Origin of the sequence: Mycobacterium sp. WMMD1722, assembly GCF_049315205.1 — a bacterium.
GTDB lineage: Bacteria > Actinomycetota > Actinomycetes > Mycobacteriales > Mycobacteriaceae > Mycobacterium.
The window spans coordinates 2,612,205-2,632,414 of sequence record NZ_CP186056.1; the positions used below are offsets into that span (position 1 = coordinate 2,612,205).

Annotated in this window: 29 protein-coding genes and 1 other annotated feature; of the genes, 5 read left to right on the forward strand and 24 right to left on the reverse strand. The window is 67.3% G+C overall.

Going from position 1 to position 20,210, the window contains the following annotated elements; genetic code table 11:
• Window position 1: 1 nt before the first annotated feature.
• The 4 genes from ACN27E_RS12400 to ACN27E_RS12415 all read left to right on the forward strand — a co-directional run bounded on the left by ACN27E_RS12400 (window position 2) and on the right by ACN27E_RS12415 (window position 3,547).
• Window positions 2–928 (forward strand): LLM class flavin-dependent oxidoreductase, encoded by a 927-nt coding sequence (locus tag ACN27E_RS12400; RefSeq protein WP_422749435.1) that lies wholly within the window; start codon window positions 2–4, stop codon window positions 926–928.
• 145 nt (window positions 929–1,073) lie between these two features.
• Window positions 1,074–1,853 (forward strand): DUF222 domain-containing protein, encoded by a 780-nt coding sequence (locus ACN27E_RS12405; protein ID WP_422749437.1) that lies wholly within the window; start codon window positions 1,074–1,076, stop codon window positions 1,851–1,853.
• Window positions 1,854–1,898: 45 nt separating this feature from the next.
• Window positions 1,899–3,139, forward strand: a protein-coding gene (locus ACN27E_RS12410; RefSeq protein WP_422746150.1) for an IS3 family transposase whose coding sequence is annotated in 2 segments (ribosomal slippage) — window positions 1,899–2,184 and window positions 2,184–3,139 — 1,242 coding nt in all. Because the reading frame shifts where the segments join, the coding sequence is not laid out codon by codon here.
• Window positions 2,174–2,290: a sequence feature (AL1L pseudoknot), on the forward strand. (Overlaps the previous gene by 117 nt.)
• A gap of 60 nt (window positions 3,140–3,199) precedes the next feature.
• On the forward strand, window positions 3,200–3,547 hold the full coding sequence (locus ACN27E_RS12415; RefSeq protein WP_422749439.1) for an HNH endonuclease signature motif containing protein: 348 nt from the start codon (window positions 3,200–3,202) through the stop codon (window positions 3,545–3,547).
• 118 nt (window positions 3,548–3,665) lie between these two features.
• Here ACN27E_RS12415 and rplO read toward each other — a convergent pair whose 3' ends face one another.
• From rplO to ACN27E_RS12535, 24 genes are all read right to left on the reverse strand, one after another.
• Window positions 3,666–4,109, reverse strand: coding sequence for a 50S ribosomal protein L15 (gene rplO / locus ACN27E_RS12420; RefSeq protein WP_422749441.1), 444 nt, complete (start codon window positions 4,107–4,109; stop codon window positions 3,666–3,668).
• Window positions 4,109–4,294, reverse strand: a complete 186-nt coding sequence (rpmD, locus tag ACN27E_RS12425; protein WP_422749442.1) for a 50S ribosomal protein L30 — start codon at window positions 4,292–4,294, stop codon at window positions 4,109–4,111. The genes rplO and rpmD overlap by 1 nt, the downstream gene beginning before the upstream one ends.
• A gap of 2 nt (window positions 4,295–4,296) precedes the next feature.
• A complete protein-coding gene (gene rpsE, locus ACN27E_RS12430; protein WP_422749443.1) occupies window positions 4,297–4,962 on the reverse strand; it encodes a 30S ribosomal protein S5 in 666 nt (221 codons plus the stop codon).
• 25 nt (window positions 4,963–4,987) lie between these two features.
• Window positions 4,988–5,389 (reverse strand): 50S ribosomal protein L18, encoded by a 402-nt coding sequence (gene rplR / locus ACN27E_RS12435; protein WP_422749445.1) that lies wholly within the window; start codon window positions 5,387–5,389, stop codon window positions 4,988–4,990.
• 2 nt (window positions 5,390–5,391) lie between these two features.
• On the reverse strand, window positions 5,392–5,931 hold the full coding sequence (gene rplF / locus ACN27E_RS12440) for a 50S ribosomal protein L6 (RefSeq protein WP_422749446.1): 540 nt from the start codon (window positions 5,929–5,931) through the stop codon (window positions 5,392–5,394).
• Between the two features lie 15 nt (window positions 5,932–5,946).
• Entirely contained in the window at window positions 5,947–6,345 is a 399-nt protein-coding gene (rpsH, locus tag ACN27E_RS12445; protein WP_059096564.1) for a 30S ribosomal protein S8, read from the reverse strand.
• Window positions 6,346–6,422: 77 nt separating this feature from the next.
• A complete protein-coding gene (locus tag ACN27E_RS12450) occupies window positions 6,423–6,608 on the reverse strand; it encodes a type Z 30S ribosomal protein S14 (protein ID WP_066836739.1) in 186 nt (61 codons plus the stop codon).
• 2 nt (window positions 6,609–6,610) lie between these two features.
• Window positions 6,611–7,183, reverse strand: coding sequence for a 50S ribosomal protein L5 (gene rplE / locus ACN27E_RS12455; RefSeq protein WP_422749448.1), 573 nt, complete (start codon window positions 7,181–7,183; stop codon window positions 6,611–6,613).
• A 1-nt stretch (window position 7,184) separates the two neighbouring features.
• Entirely contained in the window at window positions 7,185–7,502 is a 318-nt protein-coding gene (rplX, locus tag ACN27E_RS12460; protein WP_422749449.1) for a 50S ribosomal protein L24, read from the reverse strand.
• On the reverse strand, window positions 7,503–7,871 hold the full coding sequence (rplN, locus tag ACN27E_RS12465) for a 50S ribosomal protein L14 (RefSeq protein ID WP_014814254.1): 369 nt from the start codon (window positions 7,869–7,871) through the stop codon (window positions 7,503–7,505).
• Window positions 7,872–8,110: 239 nt separating this feature from the next.
• Entirely contained in the window at window positions 8,111–8,833 is a 723-nt protein-coding gene (locus tag ACN27E_RS12470; RefSeq protein WP_422749452.1) for a hypothetical protein, read from the reverse strand.
• A gap of 5 nt (window positions 8,834–8,838) precedes the next feature.
• The gene (locus ACN27E_RS12475; protein WP_422749453.1) at window positions 8,839–11,196 is read right to left on the reverse strand and encodes an arylsulfatase; all 2,358 of its coding nucleotides are present in this window, start codon (window positions 11,194–11,196) and stop codon (window positions 8,839–8,841) included.
• A gap of 169 nt (window positions 11,197–11,365) precedes the next feature.
• Complete coding sequence (gene rpsQ / locus ACN27E_RS12480) at window positions 11,366–11,671, reverse strand: 30S ribosomal protein S17 (protein ID WP_422749455.1); 306 nt, start codon at window positions 11,669–11,671, stop codon at window positions 11,366–11,368.
• Window positions 11,671–11,904: a 50S ribosomal protein L29 gene (gene rpmC / locus ACN27E_RS12485; RefSeq protein ID WP_422749457.1), complete on the reverse strand. Its 234-nt coding sequence runs from the start codon at window positions 11,902–11,904 to the stop codon at window positions 11,671–11,673. The genes rpsQ and rpmC overlap by 1 nt, the downstream gene beginning before the upstream one ends.
• Complete coding sequence (gene rplP / locus ACN27E_RS12490; protein ID WP_066836715.1) at window positions 11,904–12,320, reverse strand: 50S ribosomal protein L16; 417 nt, start codon at window positions 12,318–12,320, stop codon at window positions 11,904–11,906. Before rplP ends, rpmC begins: the two co-directional genes overlap by 1 nt.
• Window position 12,321: 1 nt before the next feature.
• Window positions 12,322–13,173 carry a 30S ribosomal protein S3 gene (gene rpsC / locus ACN27E_RS12495; RefSeq protein ID WP_422749459.1) on the reverse strand — a complete coding sequence of 284 codons (852 nt, stop codon included), beginning with the start codon at window positions 13,171–13,173 and terminating at the stop codon, window positions 12,322–12,324.
• Window positions 13,173–13,694 carry a 50S ribosomal protein L22 gene (gene rplV, locus ACN27E_RS12500; RefSeq protein WP_422749460.1) on the reverse strand — a complete coding sequence of 174 codons (522 nt, stop codon included), beginning with the start codon at window positions 13,692–13,694 and terminating at the stop codon, window positions 13,173–13,175. The genes rpsC and rplV overlap by 1 nt, the downstream gene beginning before the upstream one ends.
• Window positions 13,691–13,972: a 30S ribosomal protein S19 gene (gene rpsS / locus ACN27E_RS12505; protein WP_422749462.1), complete on the reverse strand. Its 282-nt coding sequence runs from the start codon at window positions 13,970–13,972 to the stop codon at window positions 13,691–13,693. Before rpsS ends, rplV begins: the two co-directional genes overlap by 4 nt.
• A gap of 18 nt (window positions 13,973–13,990) precedes the next feature.
• Window positions 13,991–14,827 (reverse strand): 50S ribosomal protein L2, encoded by an 837-nt coding sequence (gene rplB, locus ACN27E_RS12510; protein WP_066836708.1) that lies wholly within the window; start codon window positions 14,825–14,827, stop codon window positions 13,991–13,993.
• A 33-nt stretch (window positions 14,828–14,860) separates the two neighbouring features.
• The gene (gene rplW, locus ACN27E_RS12515; RefSeq protein ID WP_422749463.1) at window positions 14,861–15,163 is read right to left on the reverse strand and encodes a 50S ribosomal protein L23; all 303 of its coding nucleotides are present in this window, start codon (window positions 15,161–15,163) and stop codon (window positions 14,861–14,863) included.
• Complete coding sequence (gene rplD / locus ACN27E_RS12520; RefSeq protein WP_422749465.1) at window positions 15,163–15,819, reverse strand: 50S ribosomal protein L4; 657 nt, start codon at window positions 15,817–15,819, stop codon at window positions 15,163–15,165. Before rplD ends, rplW begins: the two co-directional genes overlap by 1 nt.
• Window positions 15,820–15,821: 2 nt before the next feature.
• A complete protein-coding gene (gene rplC, locus ACN27E_RS12525) occupies window positions 15,822–16,499 on the reverse strand; it encodes a 50S ribosomal protein L3 (protein ID WP_422749467.1) in 678 nt (225 codons plus the stop codon).
• 14 nt (window positions 16,500–16,513) lie between these two features.
• On the reverse strand, window positions 16,514–16,819 hold the full coding sequence (gene rpsJ / locus ACN27E_RS12530; protein ID WP_003883485.1) for a 30S ribosomal protein S10: 306 nt from the start codon (window positions 16,817–16,819) through the stop codon (window positions 16,514–16,516).
• Between the two features lie 371 nt (window positions 16,820–17,190).
• The gene (locus tag ACN27E_RS12535) at window positions 17,191–18,897 is read right to left on the reverse strand and encodes a carboxylesterase/lipase family protein (RefSeq protein ID WP_422749468.1); all 1,707 of its coding nucleotides are present in this window, start codon (window positions 18,895–18,897) and stop codon (window positions 17,191–17,193) included.
• A gap of 3 nt (window positions 18,898–18,900) precedes the next feature.
• On the opposite strand from ACN27E_RS12535, the gene ACN27E_RS12540 reads away from it, so the two are divergent.
• Window positions 18,901–20,151, forward strand: coding sequence for a cytochrome P450 (locus ACN27E_RS12540; protein ID WP_422749470.1), 1,251 nt, complete (start codon window positions 18,901–18,903; stop codon window positions 20,149–20,151).
• The last annotated feature ends 59 nt before the right edge of the window (window positions 20,152–20,210 follow it).

Below are 20,210 nucleotides of genomic sequence, written 5' to 3' on the forward strand. Positions count from 1 at the left end.
CGTGAGGTTCGCCATCTCGATCCCCCAGCTGGACACGGACGCTTTCGACGCCGACGGCGTGCGGAGCTATCTCGCGCGAGCCGAGGAACTCGGCTTCGAGGGCGGCTGGGTGCTGGAGCAGCCGATCGGGCCGACCCCGCTGCTCGCACCGCTCGAACTGCTCGCCTACGCGGCGGCATGCACGACGTCGCTGCGGTTGGGCGTCGGGGTGATCGTGTCGTCGCTGCACGATCCACTTCAACTGGCCTCCGCCGTCACCGCGGTCGACCGGCTCAGCCACGGCCGTCTCGACCTGGGGGTGGCGCCGGGCGGCGGGTCGCGGAAGTTCGCCGCCTACGGGGTGGCGCCGGAAACGTTCATCGGATACTTCACCGAGGGCCTGGAGTTGATGAAGGCGGCGTGGTCGGATCAACCGCGGGTGACCTTCCGCGGCCGGTTCCGTCAGGTGGACGATTTGCCGATCCAGCCCAAGCCGGTGCAGCGGCCGCATCCGCCGATCTGGTTCGGCGCCAACGCTCCTGCAGCCTTGAGAAGAGCGGCGCGGCACGGCGACGCCTTCCTCGGGGCGGGGTCGTCGACGACCGAGGGTTTCGCGACGGCGGTGCGGACGCTACGCCGTGAACTCGACGAGAACGGCCGCGACGGCGCGCATTTCACGATCGGCAAGCGGGTGTACCTGACGGTCGACGATGACGCCGAACATGCCCGCGAGCGCGCGCTGGCCGGATTGCACCGCATCTACGGCGGCATGGCCGGTATCGAGGAGGTCCCGGTGTTCGGGACGCCGGAACAGGTCGCCGACGGGTTGCGCGGGGTCATCGACGCCGGGGCCCACATGGTGCTGTGCAATCCTGTCGGTGCGACGGTCGCCGAGGACCGCGAGCAGATGGAACTCCTTGCAGCCGAGGTGCTTCCGCTGCTGCGCTGACTCCTCGTCAAGAGTGCGTGTCTGTACGCGACACGTTGGAGGCTCTTCGCCCTGTGCGCACACTCGGCGAGAAACTCGAAAAGAGTTGTCCACAGGCAGCTTTCGGCACAGGTTTTTGTCGGTGGTTCGTACTAGTGTTCGAAGTATGGACAGGGAAGATCTGCAGTCGGCGCTCGAGCGGTGGGACGCCGCCCGCGCCGAACTGGCCGCCTTCCCCTTCGACACCCTGACCACCACCGAACGCCTCGCGATGGTCGAACATGTCGAACGCGCACAACGCCAGGATCTCGCCCTGAGCCATACCGTGCTGGCCGCCTTCGCCATCGACGCCGACCCCCTGGTATTCGGGGAACGCTCGCTGCGCACCGTGATCGCCACCCGATTGCACCTGACCGACACTCAGGCCGGCCAACGCATCAACGACGCCGAAAAGCTCGGGCGGCGGCAATCATTCACCGGACAAGCCCTGCCACCGGCCATGCCCGCGACCGCAGCCGCCCTGGCCCGTGGCGACATCAGCGACCGCCACGTCACCGAAATTCGCAAAGCCCTGCACAAGCTCCCCGCCTGGATCGACGACACCACCCGCGACCTGGCCGAACACACCCTGGCCCACCAGGCGGCGGGCCTGGACACCGACCAACTCCGCGCCGTCGCCCAGCGACTCATCGCCCTGCTCGATCCCGACGGCGACGAACCCGACGAACACCTTCACCAGCGCAAGCGCCACCTCACCACCGGTCGACAACAGCGCGACGGCATGACCCCCGTCCACGGACTGCTCGACCCCGAAACCGCCGCCCTGCTCGACGTCGTCCTGGCCAAACACGGCAAGCCGGGCCACAACCTGCCCCACGACCCGGCCGGACTACCCGACACCCGCAGCCAAGGGCAACGCCACCACGACGCCCTCAAAGCCGGGTGAACTACCCCAGGTTTCCTTCCGATCTTTATAGGAGGATTGGAAGTTATGCCCCGTCAGTATCCGCCCGAGTTCCGGGCGCGTGCGATGCGCATGTTGGACGCCTCGTTGGAGGACTCGCAAGTGTCGGAGTTCGAGGCGATTAGGTCTGTTGCGAGCAAACTCGGGGTGGCCGAGGAGTCGGTGCGGCGGTGGCGGCGCAAGGCGCAGATCGATGCCGGTGAGCGCCCTGGCACCTCGACCGCAGAGCATGAGGAGATCCGCCGGCTCAAGCGCGAGGTATCCGAATTGCGCAGAGCCAACGAGATCTTGAAGTCCGCGTCAGCGTTTTTCGCAGCGGAGCTCGACCGCCCCGGGACGAAATGATCGCCTTCATCGATGCTCATCGGGATCAATTCGGGGTCGAGCTCATCTGCCGGGTTCTGCGGGCAGCTATCCCAGGGTTCATGACCTCACGGGGGTACCGGTCAGCGATCACCCGGGCGCCGTCAGACCGGGAACTGCGCGACGAGCAGCTCATCGATGACCTGCGCACCGTGCACCGTCAGAACTACTCGGTCTACGGCGTCAAGAAGATGCACCAGGCGATGAAACGCCGCGGCTGGGTCCTCGGACGCGAGCAGACGCGCAGGTTGATGCGCAAGGCCGGCCTGCGCGGTGTCCAACGCGGCAAACCGGTGTTCACCACAGTCAGCGATCCGGCTGCCCCGCGGCCCGCCGACCTGGTCAACCGCCGCTTCGGCACCGCCGCACCGAACCGGCTGTGGGTCGCCGACATCACCTACGTGCGGACCTGGCAGGGCTATTGCTACACCGCCTTCGTCACCGACGCCTGCACCAAAGCGATCAAGGGATGGGCCGTATCGGCGACGATGCGCACCCAAGACCTCCCATTGCAAGCATTCAATCATGCTGTGTGGCAATCGAACTGCGATCTATCCGAGTTGGTCCATCATTCCGACCGCGGATCGCAGTACCTATCGCTGACCTATACCGACCGGCTCGCCGAACTCGGGATCGCCCCGTCGGTCGGCTCGCGCGGCGACAGCTATGACAACGCCCTCGCCGAGTCGGTCAACGCCAGCTACAAAACCGAGCTCATCCACCCCAACCGACCGTGGCGAAGCATCGCCGACGTCGAGTTGGCAACTGCCGAGTGGGTCGCCTGGTACAACCAAGAACGCCTGCACGAGAATCTCGACTACACGACCCCAGACGAACACGAGGCCGCCCTGACCGGCACCTCACCCCATGTGAGCCAGCCCGTCCCGGCCCTCACACAACCATAGGAAGAAAACCTGGGGTAGTTCAGGCACTACCTCGCCGTCTTCGACCACCACCACCAAGAAGTGCTCTACCTCGGCCGGGCCAAACGCTGCGCCACCACCGCCCAACGCCTCGCCCTGTTCACCCGCGACAAAGGCTGCACCCGACCCAGCTGCACCAAATCCGCCTTCGACACCGAAGTCCACCACACCACCGACTACGCCAAAGGCGGCCACACCAACATCAACGAAATGACCCTGGCCTGCACACCCGACAACCTCACCATCGAAGACACCGACTGGACCACCCGACACCACCACGGCCGAACCGAATGGCTCCCCCCACCCAAACTCGACACCGGCCAAACCCGCGTCAACAACTACTTCCACCCCCAGCGCTACCTCTACCGGGAAGACGACGATCCCGAATAGTGACGAACAGCTTGACCGTTTCACCGTGCGGCGGACGTTCCGCAGGAGCGCGGGCGCCCAGACATGGAAAACGGCCCCGCACGCGTAGCGTGCGGGGCCGTTTTCCGGTGGCCTGACGTCAGGACAGTTCGGTCACCGAACCACCTGCCGCCGAGATCTTCTCGCGGGCGCTGCCGCTGAACTTGTGCGCCGTCACGTTGACGTTCACGGTCAGCTTGCCGTCGCCGAGCACCTTCACCAGGGTGTTCTTGCGAACGGCGCCTGCACCGACGAGCTCGTCGATGCCGACCTGGCCGCCATTGGGGAACAGCCGGTTGATGTCGCCGACGTTGACGACCTCGTACTCGGTGCGGAACCGGTTACGGAAACCCTTGAGCTTCGGCAGCCGCATGTGGATGGGCATCTGCCCACCCTCGAACATCGGGTTGACGTTCTTGCGGGCCTTGGTGCCCTTGGTGCCGCGACCCGAGGTCTTACCCTTCGAGCCCTCACCACGGCCGACACGTGTCTTGGCCTTCTTCTCACCGGGAGCCGGCTTCAGGTCATGCAGTTTGATGGTCATTAGCTCTCCACCGCCTCAACCTCGACGAGGTGATGCACAGTCTTGATGAGTCCACGGGTCTGCGCATTGTCCTCACGCACGACCGACTGGCGGATCTTCCGCAGACCGAGTGTGCGCAGGCTCTCGCGCTGCTTCCAGCGGGCGCCGATGACGCCCCGCACCTGGGTGATCTTCACTTCCGCCATGATCACGAATTCCCTTCACGCGCAGCGGATGCGGCGAGCGCATCAGCTTCACGGCGAGCCTTCAGCATGCTGGCCGGCGCGACGTCCTCCACCGGCAGACCACGACGGGCCGCCACCTCTTCGGGACGCTGCAGCAGCTTGAGCGCGGCGACGGTGGCGTGCACCACGTTGATCGCGTTGTCGCTGCCCAGCGACTTGGCCAGAATGTCGTGCACACCGGCGCATTCCAGCACCGCGCGGCACGCGCCACCGGCGATCACACCGGTACCCGGGCTGGCCGGGCGCAGCATGACCACACCCGCGGCCGCCTCACCCTGCACCGGGTGCGTCACGGTTCCGCCGATCAGCGGCACGCGGAAGAAGTTCTTGCGAGCTTCCTCGACGCCCTTGGCGATGGCGGCCGGAACTTCCTTGGCCTTGCCGTAACCGACGCCGACCATGCCGTTTCCGTCGCCGACGATCACCAGCGCGGTGAAGCTGAAGCGGCGGCCACCCTTGACCACCTTGGAGACGCGGTTGATCGAGACGACCCGCTCCAGGTAGTTGCTCTTGTCGCCGCCGTCACGGCCGCCGCGACCGCCACGGTCGTCACGTCGACCCCGGCCGTCACGGTCACCGCGACCGCCGCGATTGTCCTGCGCCGGAGCGGCGCCAGCCTGCTCGGCCATCATGCAGTCCTCTCGTTAACAGTCATCAGAATTTCAGCCCGCCCTCGCGCGCGGCATCCGCCAGCGCGGCGATCCGGCCGCCATAGGTGTACCCGCCGCGGTCGAACACGACCTCGTCGATACCGGCGGACTTGGCGCGCTCGGCGATCAGCTGACCGACTCGCACGCTGTGCGCCTTCTTGTCGCCCTCGACAGCACGCACGTCGGCCTCGATCGAGGACGCGGCGGCAACCGTCGTCCCGGTCAGATCGTCGACCAGCTGCACGTGGATGTGCCGCGAGGAGCGGTGAACCACCAGGCGCGGCCGCTCGGCGGTACCGGCGACCTTCTTGCGCAGCCGGGCGTGCCGACGGATGCGGTCGCGCCGACGCGTCTGCGAGATGTTCGTCCCGACCGGCTTGTACGCGGACGTCGTTGCTTGTGTCATCGCTACTTACCTGTCTTTCCGACCTTGCGGCGGATCTGCTCACCCTCGTAGCGCACACCCTTGCCCTTGTACGGGTCGGGGCGGCGCAGACGGCGGATGATCGCCGAGATCTGACCGACCTTCTGCTTGTCGATACCCGAGATCGAGAACTTGGTGGGCGTCTCGACCGCGAACGTGATGCCTTCCGGCGGCTCGATGACCACGGGATGGCTGTAGCCCAGCGCGAACTCCAGATTCGCACCCTTGAGCGCCACGCGGTAACCGACGCCGTAGATCTCCATCTTCGTGGTGTAACCCTGGGTCACGCCGGTGACCAGGTTCGCCACCAGGGTGCGCGACAGCCCGTGCAGCGAGCGGCTGCGGCGCTCGTCGTTGGGCCGGGTCACCACGATGGCGCCCTCGTCGTCGCGGTTGACCGCGATGGGCTCGGCGACGGCCAGCGACAGGGTGCCCTTGGGCCCCTTGACCGACACGTTCTGGCCGTCGATCGTCACGTCGACTCCGGCGGGAACCGGAACCGGCTGCTTACCAATACGAGACATGGTTGTCGTTCCCCCTCACCAGACGTAGGCGAGGACTTCGCCGCCCACGCCTGATCGTGCTGCCTGACGGTCGGTGAGCAGACCCGAGGACGTGGAGATGATCGCCACGCCCAGGCCGCCGAGCACCCGGGGCAGATTGGTGGATTTCGCGTACACCCGCAGGCCGGGCTTGGACACCCGGCGCAGACCCGCGATGCTGCGCTCGCGGCTCGGGCCGTACTTGAGCTGGACCACCAGGGACTTGCCCACCCGGGCGTCCTCGGTGCGGTAGTCGGAGATGTAGCCCTCCGCCTTGAGGATCTCGGCGATGTTGGCCTTGATCTTCGAGTGCGGCAGCGCCACCTCGTCGTGGTACGCCGAATTGGCGTTGCGCAGACGTGTCAAGAAGTCTGCGATCGGATCCGTCATGGTCATGACAGCCGGTTCACCTTTCTCGCGGCGGTTCCCTGCATGTCAGGGCCTTCCGCAACTGCTTTGTTGATTGGGCTGGCTTACCAGCTGGACTTCTGCACGCCCGGCAGTTCGCCGGCGTGGGCCATCTCGCGCAGGCAGATCCGGCACAGGCCGAACTTGCGGAAGACGGCGTGCGGACGGCCGCAGCGCTGGCAGCGGGTGTACGCCCGCACCGCGAACTTCGGCTTCTTGTTGGCCTTGTTGACCAGTGCTTTCTTCGCCATGCTCAGTTCTCCTTGAAGGGGAAGCCCAGGGCCCGCAGCAGTGCTCGCCCCTCGTCGTCGTTGGTCGCCGAGGTGACCACGGTGATGTCCATGCCACGGGGGCGGTCGATGCTGTCGACGTCGATCTCGTGGAACATCGACTGCTCGGTCAGGCCGAAGGCGTAGTTCCCCGTGCCGTCGAACTGCTTGGGGTTCAGGCCGCGGAAGTCGCGGATACGCGGCAGCGCGATCGCGACGAGGCGGTCCAGGAATTCCCACATCCGGTCGCCGCGCAGCGTCACGCGGGCGCCGATCGGCATCCCCTCGCGCAGCTTGAACTGGGCGATGGACTTGCGGGCCCGGCGGATCTCGGGCTTCTGACCGGTGATCAGCGCGAGGTCGTTGACCGCACCGTTGATCAGCTTGGCGTCGCGGGCGGCGTCACCGACACCCATGTTGACGACGACCTTCACCACGCCCGGGATCTGCATCACGTTGGCGTAGTTGAACTGCTGCTGCAGCGAATCGCGGATCTCCTCGCGGTAGCGCTGCTTGAGGCGGGGCAGGGTCTTCTCGGTGTTCTCTACGGTGGTCATGTCAGATGTCCTTGCCGTTGCGCTTGGAGATGCGCACCTTCTTGCCGGTCTCTTCGTCGAAGCGGTAGCCGACGCGGGTGGGGTTGCCCTCGGAGTCGACGACCATCACGTTCGACACGTCGATCAGTGCCTCCTGCGTGACGATGCCGCCGGACGAGGCACCACGCTCGTTGGCCGACTGCGCGGTGTGCTTCTTGATGCGGTTGACGCCCTCGACGAGGACCTTGTTGCGAGTCGGGTAGGCCTGGATCACCTTGCCCTTGGCGCCCTTGTCCTTGCCGGAGATCACCAGCACGGTGTCGCCCTTGTGGACCTTCATCTACAACACCTCCGGGGCGAGCGAGACGATCTTCATGAAGCGCTTCTCGCGCAGTTCGCGACCGACGGGCCCGAAGATGCGGGTGCCGCGGGGGTCGTTGTCGTTCTTGATGATGACGGCGGCGTTCTCGTCGAACTTGATGTAGCTGCCGTCGGCGCGACGACGCTCCTTGACGGTGCGCACGACGACGGCCTTCACCACGTCGCCCCGCTTGACGTTGCCGCCCGGGATGGCGTCCTTGACGGTCGCCACGATGACGTCACCGATGCCGGCGTAGCGTCGCGATGAGCCACCGAGTACGCGGATGCACAAGATCTCCTTGGCACCCGTGTTGTCGGCGACCTTCAACCGCGATTCCTGCTGAATCACTCGATCTCCTTGACCTGGGTTATGTCTGCACGCCAGGCGGGGTCGATCGGCCGAGCCAAAGCTCGGACGTGACCTGACGTACGCGGTCCTTGCTGTCACCGAAGAGCACGCAGGGCCTATCCGTCACGGATCGGCCGAGGTCTGCCCAAGGCAACCGTTTGATTCTAGGGGACGGTCTGGGCAGAACCAAATCGCCGCTGGTCAGGCTCGCCGGGCTGCGGTCCGGCCGCGACGCGCCTTCACGGTATGCGGATGCCGAAGTCCGCCAGGATCACCTTGGCGGCCGCGGTCGCGCCGTCACCATTCTGTGGCCCCTGGACGTGGATCGCCACCAGATAGGACGGTCCGGCGGTCCATACATGTGCGATGCGATTCAGGTACTCCACCGGTGGTGCGCCGCCACCGGAGAGCATCCCCAGCATCTTCTGGCCGCTGTATCCGCACAGATCGGCGGGCAGCACGCTCAGCGAGGAGATCGGCGCCTGGCCGGTCTGCTGGTCGGCGTACTGCTCGAAGGCCGCGGCGGGGTCCGGCCCGCTCGGCGTGACGGCCAGGGTGCCGGTCAGGCCGTCGGGACCGGTCATCACCAGCTTGGCGCCGTCCGGCGACACTGCCGAGGTCCAGGTCTCGGGGAGCGCGATCGTGATCTGCGGTGCGCCGGGCTCTGGTGGCGAGAACGACGCCTCCCGGGTACCGGGGCCGGGCGGCGGCGGTTCGCATGTCCACTCCCCCGGCTCCAGCGGTCTGCGAGTGGTCTCCAGCACTCCGAAGGCCGGCAGCCCGTCCGGCGCCGGTTCGCTCGACGTCGCGGGGCTGCGGGCGGCCGTGCTGGACGTCGTGCTGGACGGGAAGGTCGTCGAGGCGCCGGCCGGGGATTGCGTCTCGGCCGTCCCGGCGGTGTTCTGCGCGCACGCACTCAGCAGCGCCGCGGCGGCGGCACCGGCGAGCACGACCCGCGACACCGACGTCAGTCCTTGGCGAACGCCCGCGCGAAGTCGCGTTCGAGGTCGACGTAGGGCTTGCCGGAGACGTCGAACGTCACCAGCGCGATGGCGCCGCCGGTGAATGCGAACGGTGCCCGGTAGGCCCGCGACACCGGCGAGCCGTCGTTGCGCCCGACGCTGAGCGTGGCGCCTGCGAGGCCGAATGTCGCAGGGTGGGTCATCAGTCCCGGATAGGACGCCACCTCGTAGCCGTCGATGTAGAGCATGGCGTCACCGACCGGCGTATGACTGCCCTCGACCGAACCCGTGCGGGCGAACGCCACACCGAAACTGTGGCGGCCCAACGGAATCGGATGCGCGGAGGTCAGCTTCTGTTCGACCTCACCGAGGAAGTTGTACACGTAGTGCAGATGCCCGTCCTGGACGAACAGCACATGTCCGCCGTGTCCCCCACCGTGTTTGAACAACACACCCTGGGCGGAGTCGACCTCGACGGTCACCTCGGCCAGCACCGCGAACGACCGGCCGCTCAGCTCGACCGCCGCACCCATCCCGACGTCCGCGGCGCCCGGGTAATACGTGTAGCTCTCGCGCGCCCCCGACAGGTGCGGCCGGTATCGGCCCATGGTCTCGAGGATGTTGAGGTCCCCGAGGGGCAACCCCTGGTATTTCTCGGCCTCGGCGAACCAGAGCGCCTTGAGCTCGTCGAGTTTCTCGGGATGCTGCTCGGCCACGTCGTGACACTGACTGCGGTCGTGCTCGATCCGGAACAACTCCCAGCGGTCGGCGTCGAAATGCGACCAGCCCGCCGGGGATGCCGCGTGCACGGTGTTGGCGAACCAGCCGCGATGCCAGATTCCGCGCGTACCGAGCATGGTGTAGAACTGCGTCTCTTTGCCGGTCGGCGCATCCTGATCGGCAAGGGAGACTTTGAAACTCACGCCGTCGAGTGGCTTCTGCGCGACGCCGCGGACCGTGGCGGGCGGGGTGATCTCGAGCAGGTCGTACACCGTCGGAGTGACGTCGCAGACGTTGACGTAGTTGTCGCGGACCTCACCGTGGGCGGGAATCCCCTTGGGCCAGGAGATGATCGCGGGGTCGGCGATGCCACCCTCGTGGGAGGCGTAGCGCTTGAACAACTTGTAGGGCGTGTTGAACGCCATCGCCCAGCCGGTCGGATAGTGGTTGTAGGTCTCGGGGCCGCCGAGGTCGTCGATTCGCTTGAGCCCCTCCTCGGCGGTGTCCACGTAGCCGTTGAAGAACTTGACCTCGTTGACCGAACCGTTCGGACCCCCTTCGCCACTGGCGCCGTTGTCCGAGATCACCACGATGATGGTGTTGTCCAACTGCCCCGACTCTTCGAGATAGTCGAGGATGCGGCCGATCTGCTGATCGGTGTAGGACAGGAAGCCCGCGAACACCTCCGCCATCCGGGCGAACAGCCGTCGCTCGTCGTCGGAGAGCTCGTCCCAGGGCCGCACCGTGTCCTGGTCCGGCCACGGCTCACCGTTGGGACCGTGGACGTCGAGATACGGGTTCATCGGTGACAACTCGGTGTCGGGCGGGACGATGCCGAGGCGCTTCTGGTTCTCCAGCACCACCTCGCGGTACCGCTCGTAACCCATGTCGAAGCGTCCGGCGTAGTGGTCGGCCCACTCCCTGAACACATGGTGCGGGGCATGGCCGGCGCCCGGGCACAGGTAGGTGAACCACGGCTTGTCGGGGGCGATCACCTTCGAGTCACGGATGAATTCGATCGTCTTGTCCGCCAGGTCTTTCGACAGGTGATAGCCCTCTTCGGGCGTCGCCGGCGGTGGCACCGGATGGTTGTCGTACATCAACTCCGGATACCACTGGTCGGTCTCGCCGCCCATGAATCCGTAGAACCGTTCGAAACCCCTTGCCAGCGGCCAGTGCCGCCGGGTCGAGGCGAGATTGGACTCCTCCAGCGGGGTGAGGTGCCACTTGCCGACGCAGTAGGTGTTGTAGCCGTTCTCGGCCAGCACCTCCGGGAGCAGTGCGGTGTCGAACGGGATACGCCCGTTGCAGTTGGGGAAACCGTCGGTGAACTCTTCGATGGTGGCCATGCCGACGGTGGTGGGGTTGCGTCCGGTCAGCAGTGCGGCACGGGTGGGTGAACACAGTGCGGTGGTGTGGAACTGGGACAGTCTGACCCCGCGTTCGGCGATACGGGCCATCGCCGGCATCTCGACCAGACCGCCGAAGCAATCCCACGTCGCGATACCGGTGTCGTCCCAGACGACGTAGAGCACATTCGGCGCATCCTCGGACGCGGTCGGCGCCGCGTACGGGCCCCAGTCCGGCTCGGAGTCACGGATGTCGAGCTCGATCGTGCCCTTGAAGGCGTCTCCGGATGCCATGGCCAGCCTCATCTGCAAGTTACGTGCCGTGCGGTCGCGGAGCACACTACACCCGACGCGTTTCGGAATTCGGATAATCGTGCGCGGCACGCCCGCACCGGCGCCGGCCGGGCACCGACGCAAAGACCCCGCACGCCGGAGCGTACGGGGTCCTTGTCGAAAGCGCCGTCTACTTGGCGCGCTCGAGCACGTCGACCAGACGCCACCGCTTGGTGGCGGACATCGGCCGGGTCTCCATCAGCGAGACGCGGTCGCCGACGCCGGCGTCGCCGTTCTCGTCGTGGGCCTTGACCTTCTTGGTGGTGCGGATGATCTTGCCGTAGAGCGGGTGGCTCTTGCGGTCTTCCAGCTCCACCACGATGGTCTTCTGCATCTTGTCGCTGACCACGTAGCCGATGGCGGTCTTACGGCGGCCACGCGGCTTCTCGGTCCGCGGCGTACGCGCCGGACCCTTTTCGGTGTTGTTCTCTGCCATTACGATTCCTCACCCGCGGGTCCGGCGGCCAGACCCAGCTCACGTTCGCGCAGGATGGTGTACACCCGTGCGATCTCCTGTCGCACCGTGCGCAGCCGGCGATTGTTGGCGAGCTGACCGGTGGCCATCTGGAAGCGAAGGTTGAACAGCTCTTCCTTCGACTCGCGCAGACGCTCGATCAACTCGTCGTCGCTCAGCTCACGCAGTTCACCAGGCGAAATGCCGACTGCCATCAGAACTGCTCCTCTCGCGTGACGATGCGTGCCTTGATCGGCAGCTTGTGGATTGCGCGCGTCAGTGCCTCGCGCGCGGTCTTCTCATCCGGGTAGCTGAGCTCGAAGAGCACGCGACCCGGCTTGACGTTGGACACCCACCACTCCGGCGAACCCTTACCGGAACCCATGCGGGTCTCGGCGGGCTTCTTGGTCAGCGGACGGTCCGGGAAGATGTTGATCCACACCTTGCCGCCACGCTTGATGTGCCGGTTGATGGCGATACGGGCGGACTCGATCTGCCGGTTGGTGACGTAGGCGTGCTCGAGTGCCTGGATGCCATAGTCACCGAAGCTCACCGAGGTGCCGCCGCTGGCGATTCCGCGCTGGCGGGGGTGGTGTTGCTTGCGGTGCTTGACCTTACGGGGGATCAGCATGTCAGCTCCCTGATTCCTGAGCAGCGTTCTGAGTGGTCGCGCCGGCGGCCGCCTCGGTGCCCTGGGTCGCTTCCGCGACGGCGGGAGCCTCGGCCGCGCGGCCGGCGTCGGTGCTCGTCGCGGTGGTACCCGAGGCGCCGCTACGGCGCGGGCGGGTGCCCGACGGACGCTCACGGCGGGGCCGGTCGGCACCGGCCGGAGCGGCGGCGGTCAGCTCACGCTTGCCGCCGACGATGTCGCCCTTGTAGATCCAGACCTTGACACCGATGCGACCGAAGGTGGTCTTGGCCTCGTACAGGCCGTAGTCGATGTCGGCGCGCAGCGTGTGCAGCGGCACCCGGCCCTCGCGGTAGAACTCCGAGCGGCTCATCTCGGCACCGCCGAGGCGGCCCGAGCACTGCACCCGGATGCCCTTGACGTTGGGCTGGCGCATCGCCGACTGGATCGCCTTGCGCATCGCGCGGCGGAACGCCACACGGTTGCTCAGCTGCTCCGCGACACCCTGGGCGACGAGTTGGGCCACCGACTCGGGGTTCTTCACCTCGAGGATGTTCAGCTGCACCTGCTTCTTGGTGAGCTTCTCCAGGTCACCGCGGATGCGGTCGGCCTCGGTGCCGCGGCGGCCGATCACGATGCCCGGACGCGCGGTGTGGATGTCCACCCGCACGCGGTCGCGGGTCCGCTCGATCTCGACGTCGGCGATGCCGGCCCGCTCGAGACCGGTGGCCAGCAGGCGGCGGATCGCGACGTCTTCCTTGACGTAGTCCTTGTACTGCTTGTCGGCGTACCACCGGGACTTCCAGTCGGTGGTGATACCGAGCCGGAAGCCGTGGGGGTTGATCTTCTGGCCCACTACTCGGAGCCTCCCTTCGCTTCCGCGGAAGCCTCTGAGGTCGTCTTGGCAGGAGCCTTCTTCGCCGGCGCCGTCTTGGCGGCGGCGGCACGGCTACCCTGCGCACGGCGGGCGCGCGACCCGCCGCCGGCCTGGGCGGCGCCGCTGGAGCGACCGCTGTCACGGCTCGGCCGGCTCTCCACGATCACGGTGATGTGGCTGGTGCGCTTACGGATCCGGAACGCGCGACCCTGGGCGCGGGGACGGATGCGCTTGGCGGTCGGGCCCTCGTCGGCGTGGATCGTCGCGACGACCAGCGTCGCGGGGTCCAGGCCCTCGTTGTTCTGCGCGTTGGCCGCGGCGCTGGCGATCACCTTGGCGACCGGCTCGCTGGCCTGCTGCGGCGCCCACCGCAGGATGTCGAGCGCCTGCTCGACACTCTTACCGCGGACCAGGTCGATCACCCGGCGCGCCTTGGTGGCCGAGATGCCCACATAGCGGGCGACGGCCGTCGCGGACGGATACTCAATCGTCGTAGTCATCGCCTCTTGCTCTTCCGGTCATCCTTGATGTGACCCTTGAACGTGCGGGTGGGGGCGAACTCGCCCAGCTTGTGTCCCACCATCGCCTCGGTGACGAACACCGGGACGTGCTTGCGGCCGTCGTGCACCGCGAAGGTGTGTCCGATGAAATCCGGGATGATGGTGGACCGGCGCGACCAGGTCTTGATGACCTGCTTGCTGTTCTTCTCGTTCTGCGTGTCGACCTTCTTGAGCAGATGGTCGTCGACGAACGGGCCCTTCTTCAGGCTGCGTGGCATCGTGAAATCCTTTCCGGCCTAGCGCTTCTTGCCGGTGCGCCGGCGGCGGACGATGAGCTTGTCGCTCGGCTTGTTGGGCTTGCGGGTGCGGCCCTCGGGCTTACCCCACGGGCTGACCGGGTGACGGCCGCCCGAGGTCTTGCCCTCGCCACCGCCGTGCGGGTGATCGACCGGGTTCATCACGACACCGCGGACGGTCGGGCGCTTGCCCTTCCAGCGCATCCGGCCGGCCTTGCCCCAGTTGATGTTGGCCTGCTCGGCGTTGCCGACCTCGCCGACGGTGGCGCGGCAGCGCACGTCGACGCGGCGGATCTCACCGCTGGGCATGCGCAGGGAGGCGTAGGTGCCTTCCTTGCCCAGCAGCTGGATGCTGACGCCGGCCGAGCGGGCCAGCTTGGCACCGCCGCCGGGCCGCAGCTCGACGGCGTGGATCACGGTGCCGGCCGGGATGTTGCGCAGCGGCAGGTTGTTGCCGGGCTTGATGTCGGCGTTGGCGCCCTGCTCGATCACGTCGCCCTGCTTGAGCCCCTGCGGCGCGATGATGTAGCGCTTCTCGCCGTCCAGGTAGTGCAGCAGCGCGATGTTCGCGGTGCGGTTCGGGTCGTACTCGATGTGCGCGACCTTGGCGTTGACGCCGTCCTTGTCGTGGCGACGGAAGTCGATGACGCGGTAGGCACGCTTGTGGCCACCACCCTTGTGACGGGTCGTGATGCGGCCGTGCGCGTTACGGCCGCCGTGGCCGTGCAGCGGACGAACCAGCGACTTCTCCGGAGTCGAGCGAGTGATCTCGGCGAAATCGGAGACGCTGGCACCGCGACGACCCGGGGTCGTCGGCTTGTACTTGCGAATTGCCATGATTCTCTAGGTCTCTCTGTTATCCCCCGGCGATCAGGCCGGAGCTCCGAAGAGGTCGATCGGCTTGCTCCCGGCGGCCAGTGTGACGATGGCGCGCTTGGTGCTCTTGCGCTGGCCGTAGCCGGTTCGGGACCGCTTGCGCTTGCCCTGCCGGTTGGCGGTGTTGACGGAGTCGACCTTCACCTTGAAGATCTTCTCGATCGCGATCTTGATCTGGGTCTTGTTCGAGTCCGGGTGCACGATGAACGTGTACACGTTGTCCTCGATCAGCCCGTAGGACTTCTCCGAGATGACCGGCGCGAGGATGATGTCGCGGGGGTCAGTGATCGTTGCCATCAGGCGGACACCTCCTCTTTGGTATTCGCCGAGATGTAGGCGTTCAGGGCTTCGACGCTGAACACCACGTCGTCGGCCTTGAGCACGTCGTAGGTGTTGAGCTGATCGGGCGAGATGATGTGCACACCGGGCAGGTTGCGCACGCTCTTGTGGCCGGCCTCGTCGGTACGGCCGATCACGATCAGCACCTGCTTGCGCTCGGTCAGCGTCGCCAGGAACGCCTTGGCGCTCTTGGTTGACGGGGTCTGGCCGGTCACGACCTCGGTCACCGCGTGGATCCGGCCGTTGCGGGCCCGGTCCGAGAGCGCCCCGCGCAGGGCGGCGGCGATCATCTTCTTCGGGGTGCGCTGGCTGTAGTCGCGGGGCTGGGGTCCGTGGACGGTGCCGCCCCCGGTGAACTGGGGTGCACGGGTCGATCCCTGGCGGGCGCGGCCGGTGCCCTTCTGCCGGTACGGCTTCTTGCCGCCGCCGGAGACCTGCCCGCGCGTCTTGGTCGCGTGCGTGCCCTGGCGCTTGGCGGCCAACTGCGCGGTGACCACCTGGTGCATCAGCGCGATGTTCGGCTCGATGTCGAACAGCGCGGCGGGCAGCTCGATGGAGCCGTCGGTCTTACCGTCCGGGGTCCGGACGTCGACCTTCACTGGGCTGCTTGCCATGTCTACTTCTCACCTCGTTTGATCGCACTGCGAACCATGACGAGACCGCCGTTGCGGCCGGGGATGGCGCCCTTGATCAACAGCACGCCGTTGGCGGCGTCGACCTTGTGCACCAGCAGGTTCTGCGTGGTGACGCGGTCACTGCCCATCCGGCCGGACATCCGGGTGCCCTTGAACACCCGGCCCGGGGTCGAGCAGCCACCGATCGAACCGGGCCGGCGGTGCACGGCCTGGGCGCCGTGCGCGGCGCCCTGGCCACGGAATCCGTGGCGCTTCATGGTGCCGGCGAAGCCCTTGCCCTTGCTGGTGCCGGTCACGTCGACGTAGGCGCCCTCGGCGAACACCTCGGCGGTCAGCTCCTGGCCGACCTCGTAGTCGGCCGCCGCGGTGTCGTCGCCGAGCCGCAGCTCGGCGAGGTGCCGACGCGGGTTGACCCCTGCGGCGGCGAACTGGCCGGTGACGGGCTTGGTCACCTTGCGGGGGCTGATCTCGCCGTAGGCGAGCTGCACCGCGCTGTAGCCGTCGCGCTCGGTGGTGCGGATGCGCGTCACGACGTTCGGGCCGGCCTTCACGACCGTCACCGGCACGACCCGGTTGTTCTCGTCGAACACCTGCGTCATGCCCAGCTTGGTGCCCAGAATGCCGCGGCGCGGAGCGCCGGAATTAGCACTGTTAGCCATGTCTTCTGGATCTCCTACTGGATGTTGACGTCGACGCTGGCCGGCAGATCGATGCGCATGAGGGCGTCAACGGTCTTCGGCGTCGGGTCGAGGATGTCGATCAGCCGCTTGTGCGTGCGCATCTCGAAGTGCTCCCGCGAGTCCTTGTACTTGTGCGGGGACCGGATGACGCAATACACGTTCTTCTCGGTCGGCAGCGGCACCGGGCCCACCACGCTGGCACCGGTACGGGTGACCGTCTCCACGATCTTGCGCGCCGAGGCGTCGATCGCCTCGTGGTCGTAGGCCTTGAGCCTGATGCGGATCTTTTGTCCCGCCACGCTTTTCCTACCTCACTCCTGCTTGTGGCCCGCGCTGGGAAACCCAACGCGGACTGGTGTCCGTTGCGCTCGCTGTCCGGTCGCACCCGTTCGGGCCGCCTCGCAGCGGAGCGCTGGCTGTTGCCGCCGCTGTTTACCTGTCTGTGGTCCACCGGTCCCCGCGGTCGGGTGTGTCGCCCTGACCGCACTCGATCGCGGCGGAAAATCCGACACGCTCGAAGGTGGGACCGATGCGCCCGCTGGGGGCGCAGGTCGTATGCCCCGGCCACGCGGTGTCCAACAGGCACCGACCCGGCTCAAGGCAACCCGAACAGTATGCCCCAGATCGGCGGCTCATCCAAATCCCGGAGCGACCGGCTCCAGGGCGACCCTCATCGTGTCAGACCGGCCCAGAATCCGCACTGGTGCTCGTCGGCGAATGTGGTCGTGACGCGATTCCCCTCCGGCTGCAAGGACAGGTACTCGCCGGCGCCGAACCGCGGCCAGGCCGGTCCGTCGGCCGAGGTGGGGGCGCCGTCGCGGACGAAGGAACTCCAGTAGTCGAGCATCTGGTCCGACAGCGTCTGCTGAGCCGGCGTCAGGGGCGGTGCGCCCCCGACGTCGAAGAGATACCTCAGTTCCAGCGAGTGACTGGCCCCCACCGGGAACGGGAGGGTGCGCAGTGGCTCGGGCGTGGGCGCTTGGCGGTCGTCGAACTCGTAGGCGTAGACCGGCTGGCCGCCGGCCAGGTCGCGGGCGATCCGGTCACCCACGCACGCGAACTCGCCGTCGGTCACGGCCGCGGCGTACGCCAGGGCAGGGTGGTTGTAGCGGTCCAGCGGATAGTGCGCGGCGACCTGCGCGGCATTCGGACCGAAGGTGTCGGCCAGCAGCGCCGGATACTCCGCCGCGGTGTACCGATCGCCGTGCTGCAGATAGCGCAGCGCCACGAACAGGGTGAACTCGTCGCGCGTACTGCCGATGAGCACGGGCACCCGGGCCGCCCGGCCGTCGGCGAAGGCGGCCGGCGGCGCGACCGGCAGGGCCGCCGACGCGGTCACCGGACCGGTCAGATCGTCGGCGCCGATCCCGACGAACCACACCGGCTCACGCAGTTTGTCGGTGGGCAGCGCGCGCAGACACGCCGCCGCGACGGCCGGGTCACCGCACCCGACGCCGGCTGCATAGTCGAGGCTGCGTGCTTGGGCGGTCGGCAGGTCGGCCTGCGCCTGGCATGGGCCGCTCTGGATGATCGCGGCCCGGAACAGACCGGTCGACCCGGGCGCGACCAGGTGGTCGCACACCGACATCGCGCCCGCGGACTCCCCCGCGACCGTCACCTTCTGCGGATCGCCGCCGAACGCCGAGATGTTGTCGCGCACCCAGCGCAGGGCGGCCTGCTGGTCGGCCAGCCCGTAGTTGCCGACCTCGCCGGGCGGACCGAGTGCCGGATGGGCCAGGAAGCCGAGGGCGCCGAGGCGGTAGTTCACGGTCACCACGACGATGTCGCCGCGCGACGCCAGCCACCGGGAGTCGTAGACCCCTGAGCTCCCGTTCACGAACGCGCCGCCGTGGATCCACACCATCACCGGCTTGCGCTCCGGCGCGGCCGGCGGGGTCCAGACGTTCAGCGTCAGACAGTCCTCGTCGGTGTGCCTGCCGAATTCCGGATCGGGGCCGGGGTCCTGGACGCAGCGCGGCCCCGGGCGGGTTGCGTCGCGTTCGCCGGTCCAGGGGGTCGCCGGTTGCGGCGGCTGGAAGCGCAGCGGGCCGACGGGCGGGGCCGCATAGGGGATGCCGGCGAACAGCCGGTGATCGTCGGCGAGAACGCCGCGAAGCGTACCCGTACCGATCTGCACGACGGCCGGGTCCGCGGGTGCCTCGGACCGGTCGTGCGGGCCGCTCGGCGCACAGCCGGCGAGCAGGGCGGCCACCAGCAGCAACGCCGGGAACCAGCGGCGACGAACTGGTCCGTGCGGCACCTGACCGACAGTACTGACGCCCACCGGCCGGTGCCGCGCACCCCGCGTCGCACCGGTGGCCCGGGTCACATAGGCTTCGCTCTTGACACCCGTCAAGTTCACCCCCGAGCGAGGCATCCCATGAGCAGCCCCATCATCGACGACGCGGCGAAGGTCCTCGCCGATCCCACGGCCTACGCCGACGAGGCCCGACTGCACGCGGCGCTGGCCCAGCTGCGCGCCGGCGACCCGGTCGCCTACGTCGACGTACCGGACTACCGGCCGTTCTGGGCGATCACCAAACACGCCGACGTGATGGCGATCGAACGCGACAACGAGTTGTGGATCAACGAACCGCGCCCCATGCTGCAGACCGCGGCCACCGACGATCTCTCGGCAGCCAACCTGGCCGCCGGCGGCGGACTGCGCACCTTGATCCACATGGACGATCCGCTGCACCGCGACATCCGCAAGATCGGCGCCGACTGGTTCCGGCCCAAGGCGATGCGCGCCCTGAAGACCCGGGTCGACGAACTGGCGAAGATCTACGTCGACAAGATGGTCGAGCGGGGGCCCGAGTGCGACTTCGTCCAAGAGGTCGCCGTAAATTTCCCGCTCTACGTGATCCTTTCGCTGCTGGGGCTGCCCGAATCCGATTTCGGCCGGATGCTCAAGCTCACCCAGGAGATGTTCGGGGGCGACGACGACGAGCTGACCCGGGGCAAGAGCCCGCAGGAGCTGCACGAGGTCATCACCGACTTCTTCCGCTATTTCACCGCGCTGACGGCGGAGCGCCGCGCCCATCCGACCGAGGACCTGGCGTCGGCGATCGCCAACGCGAAGCTCGACGGTGAGTACCTCAACGACATCGACTGCCTCTCCTACTACGTGATCGTGGCCAGTGCGGGCCACGACACCACCAGCGCCGCCATCTCCGGCGGGCTGCTGGCGCTGATCGAGAACCAGAACCAGCTCGCGCGGCTCAAGGCGCATCCGGAGTTGATGGGCACCGCGGTCGAGGAGATGATCCGCTGGACCACGCCGGTCAAGGAGTTCATGCGCACCGCGACCGCCGACACCGAGGTGCGGGGCGTGCCGATCGCCAAGGGTGAATCGGTTCTGCTGTCCTATGTCTCGGCCAACCGCGACGAAGACGTCTTCACCGACCCCGACCGCTTCGACGTCGGCCGCGACCCGAACAAACACCTGTCCTTCGGGTACGGCGTGCACTTCTGCCTGGGGGCCGCGCTGGCCCGCATGGAGATCAACAGCTTCTTCAGCGAGCTCGTGCCGCGGCTGGATTCCATCGAGCTGGCGGGCGACCCGGATTTCATCGCGACCATCTTCGTGGGCGGGCTCAAGCATCTCCCGATTCGCTACTCCTTGCACTGACGCACCATCTGCTCGCCAGCGTGGCGTGGCTCACATAAGGTGACTTACAGTCACCGTGT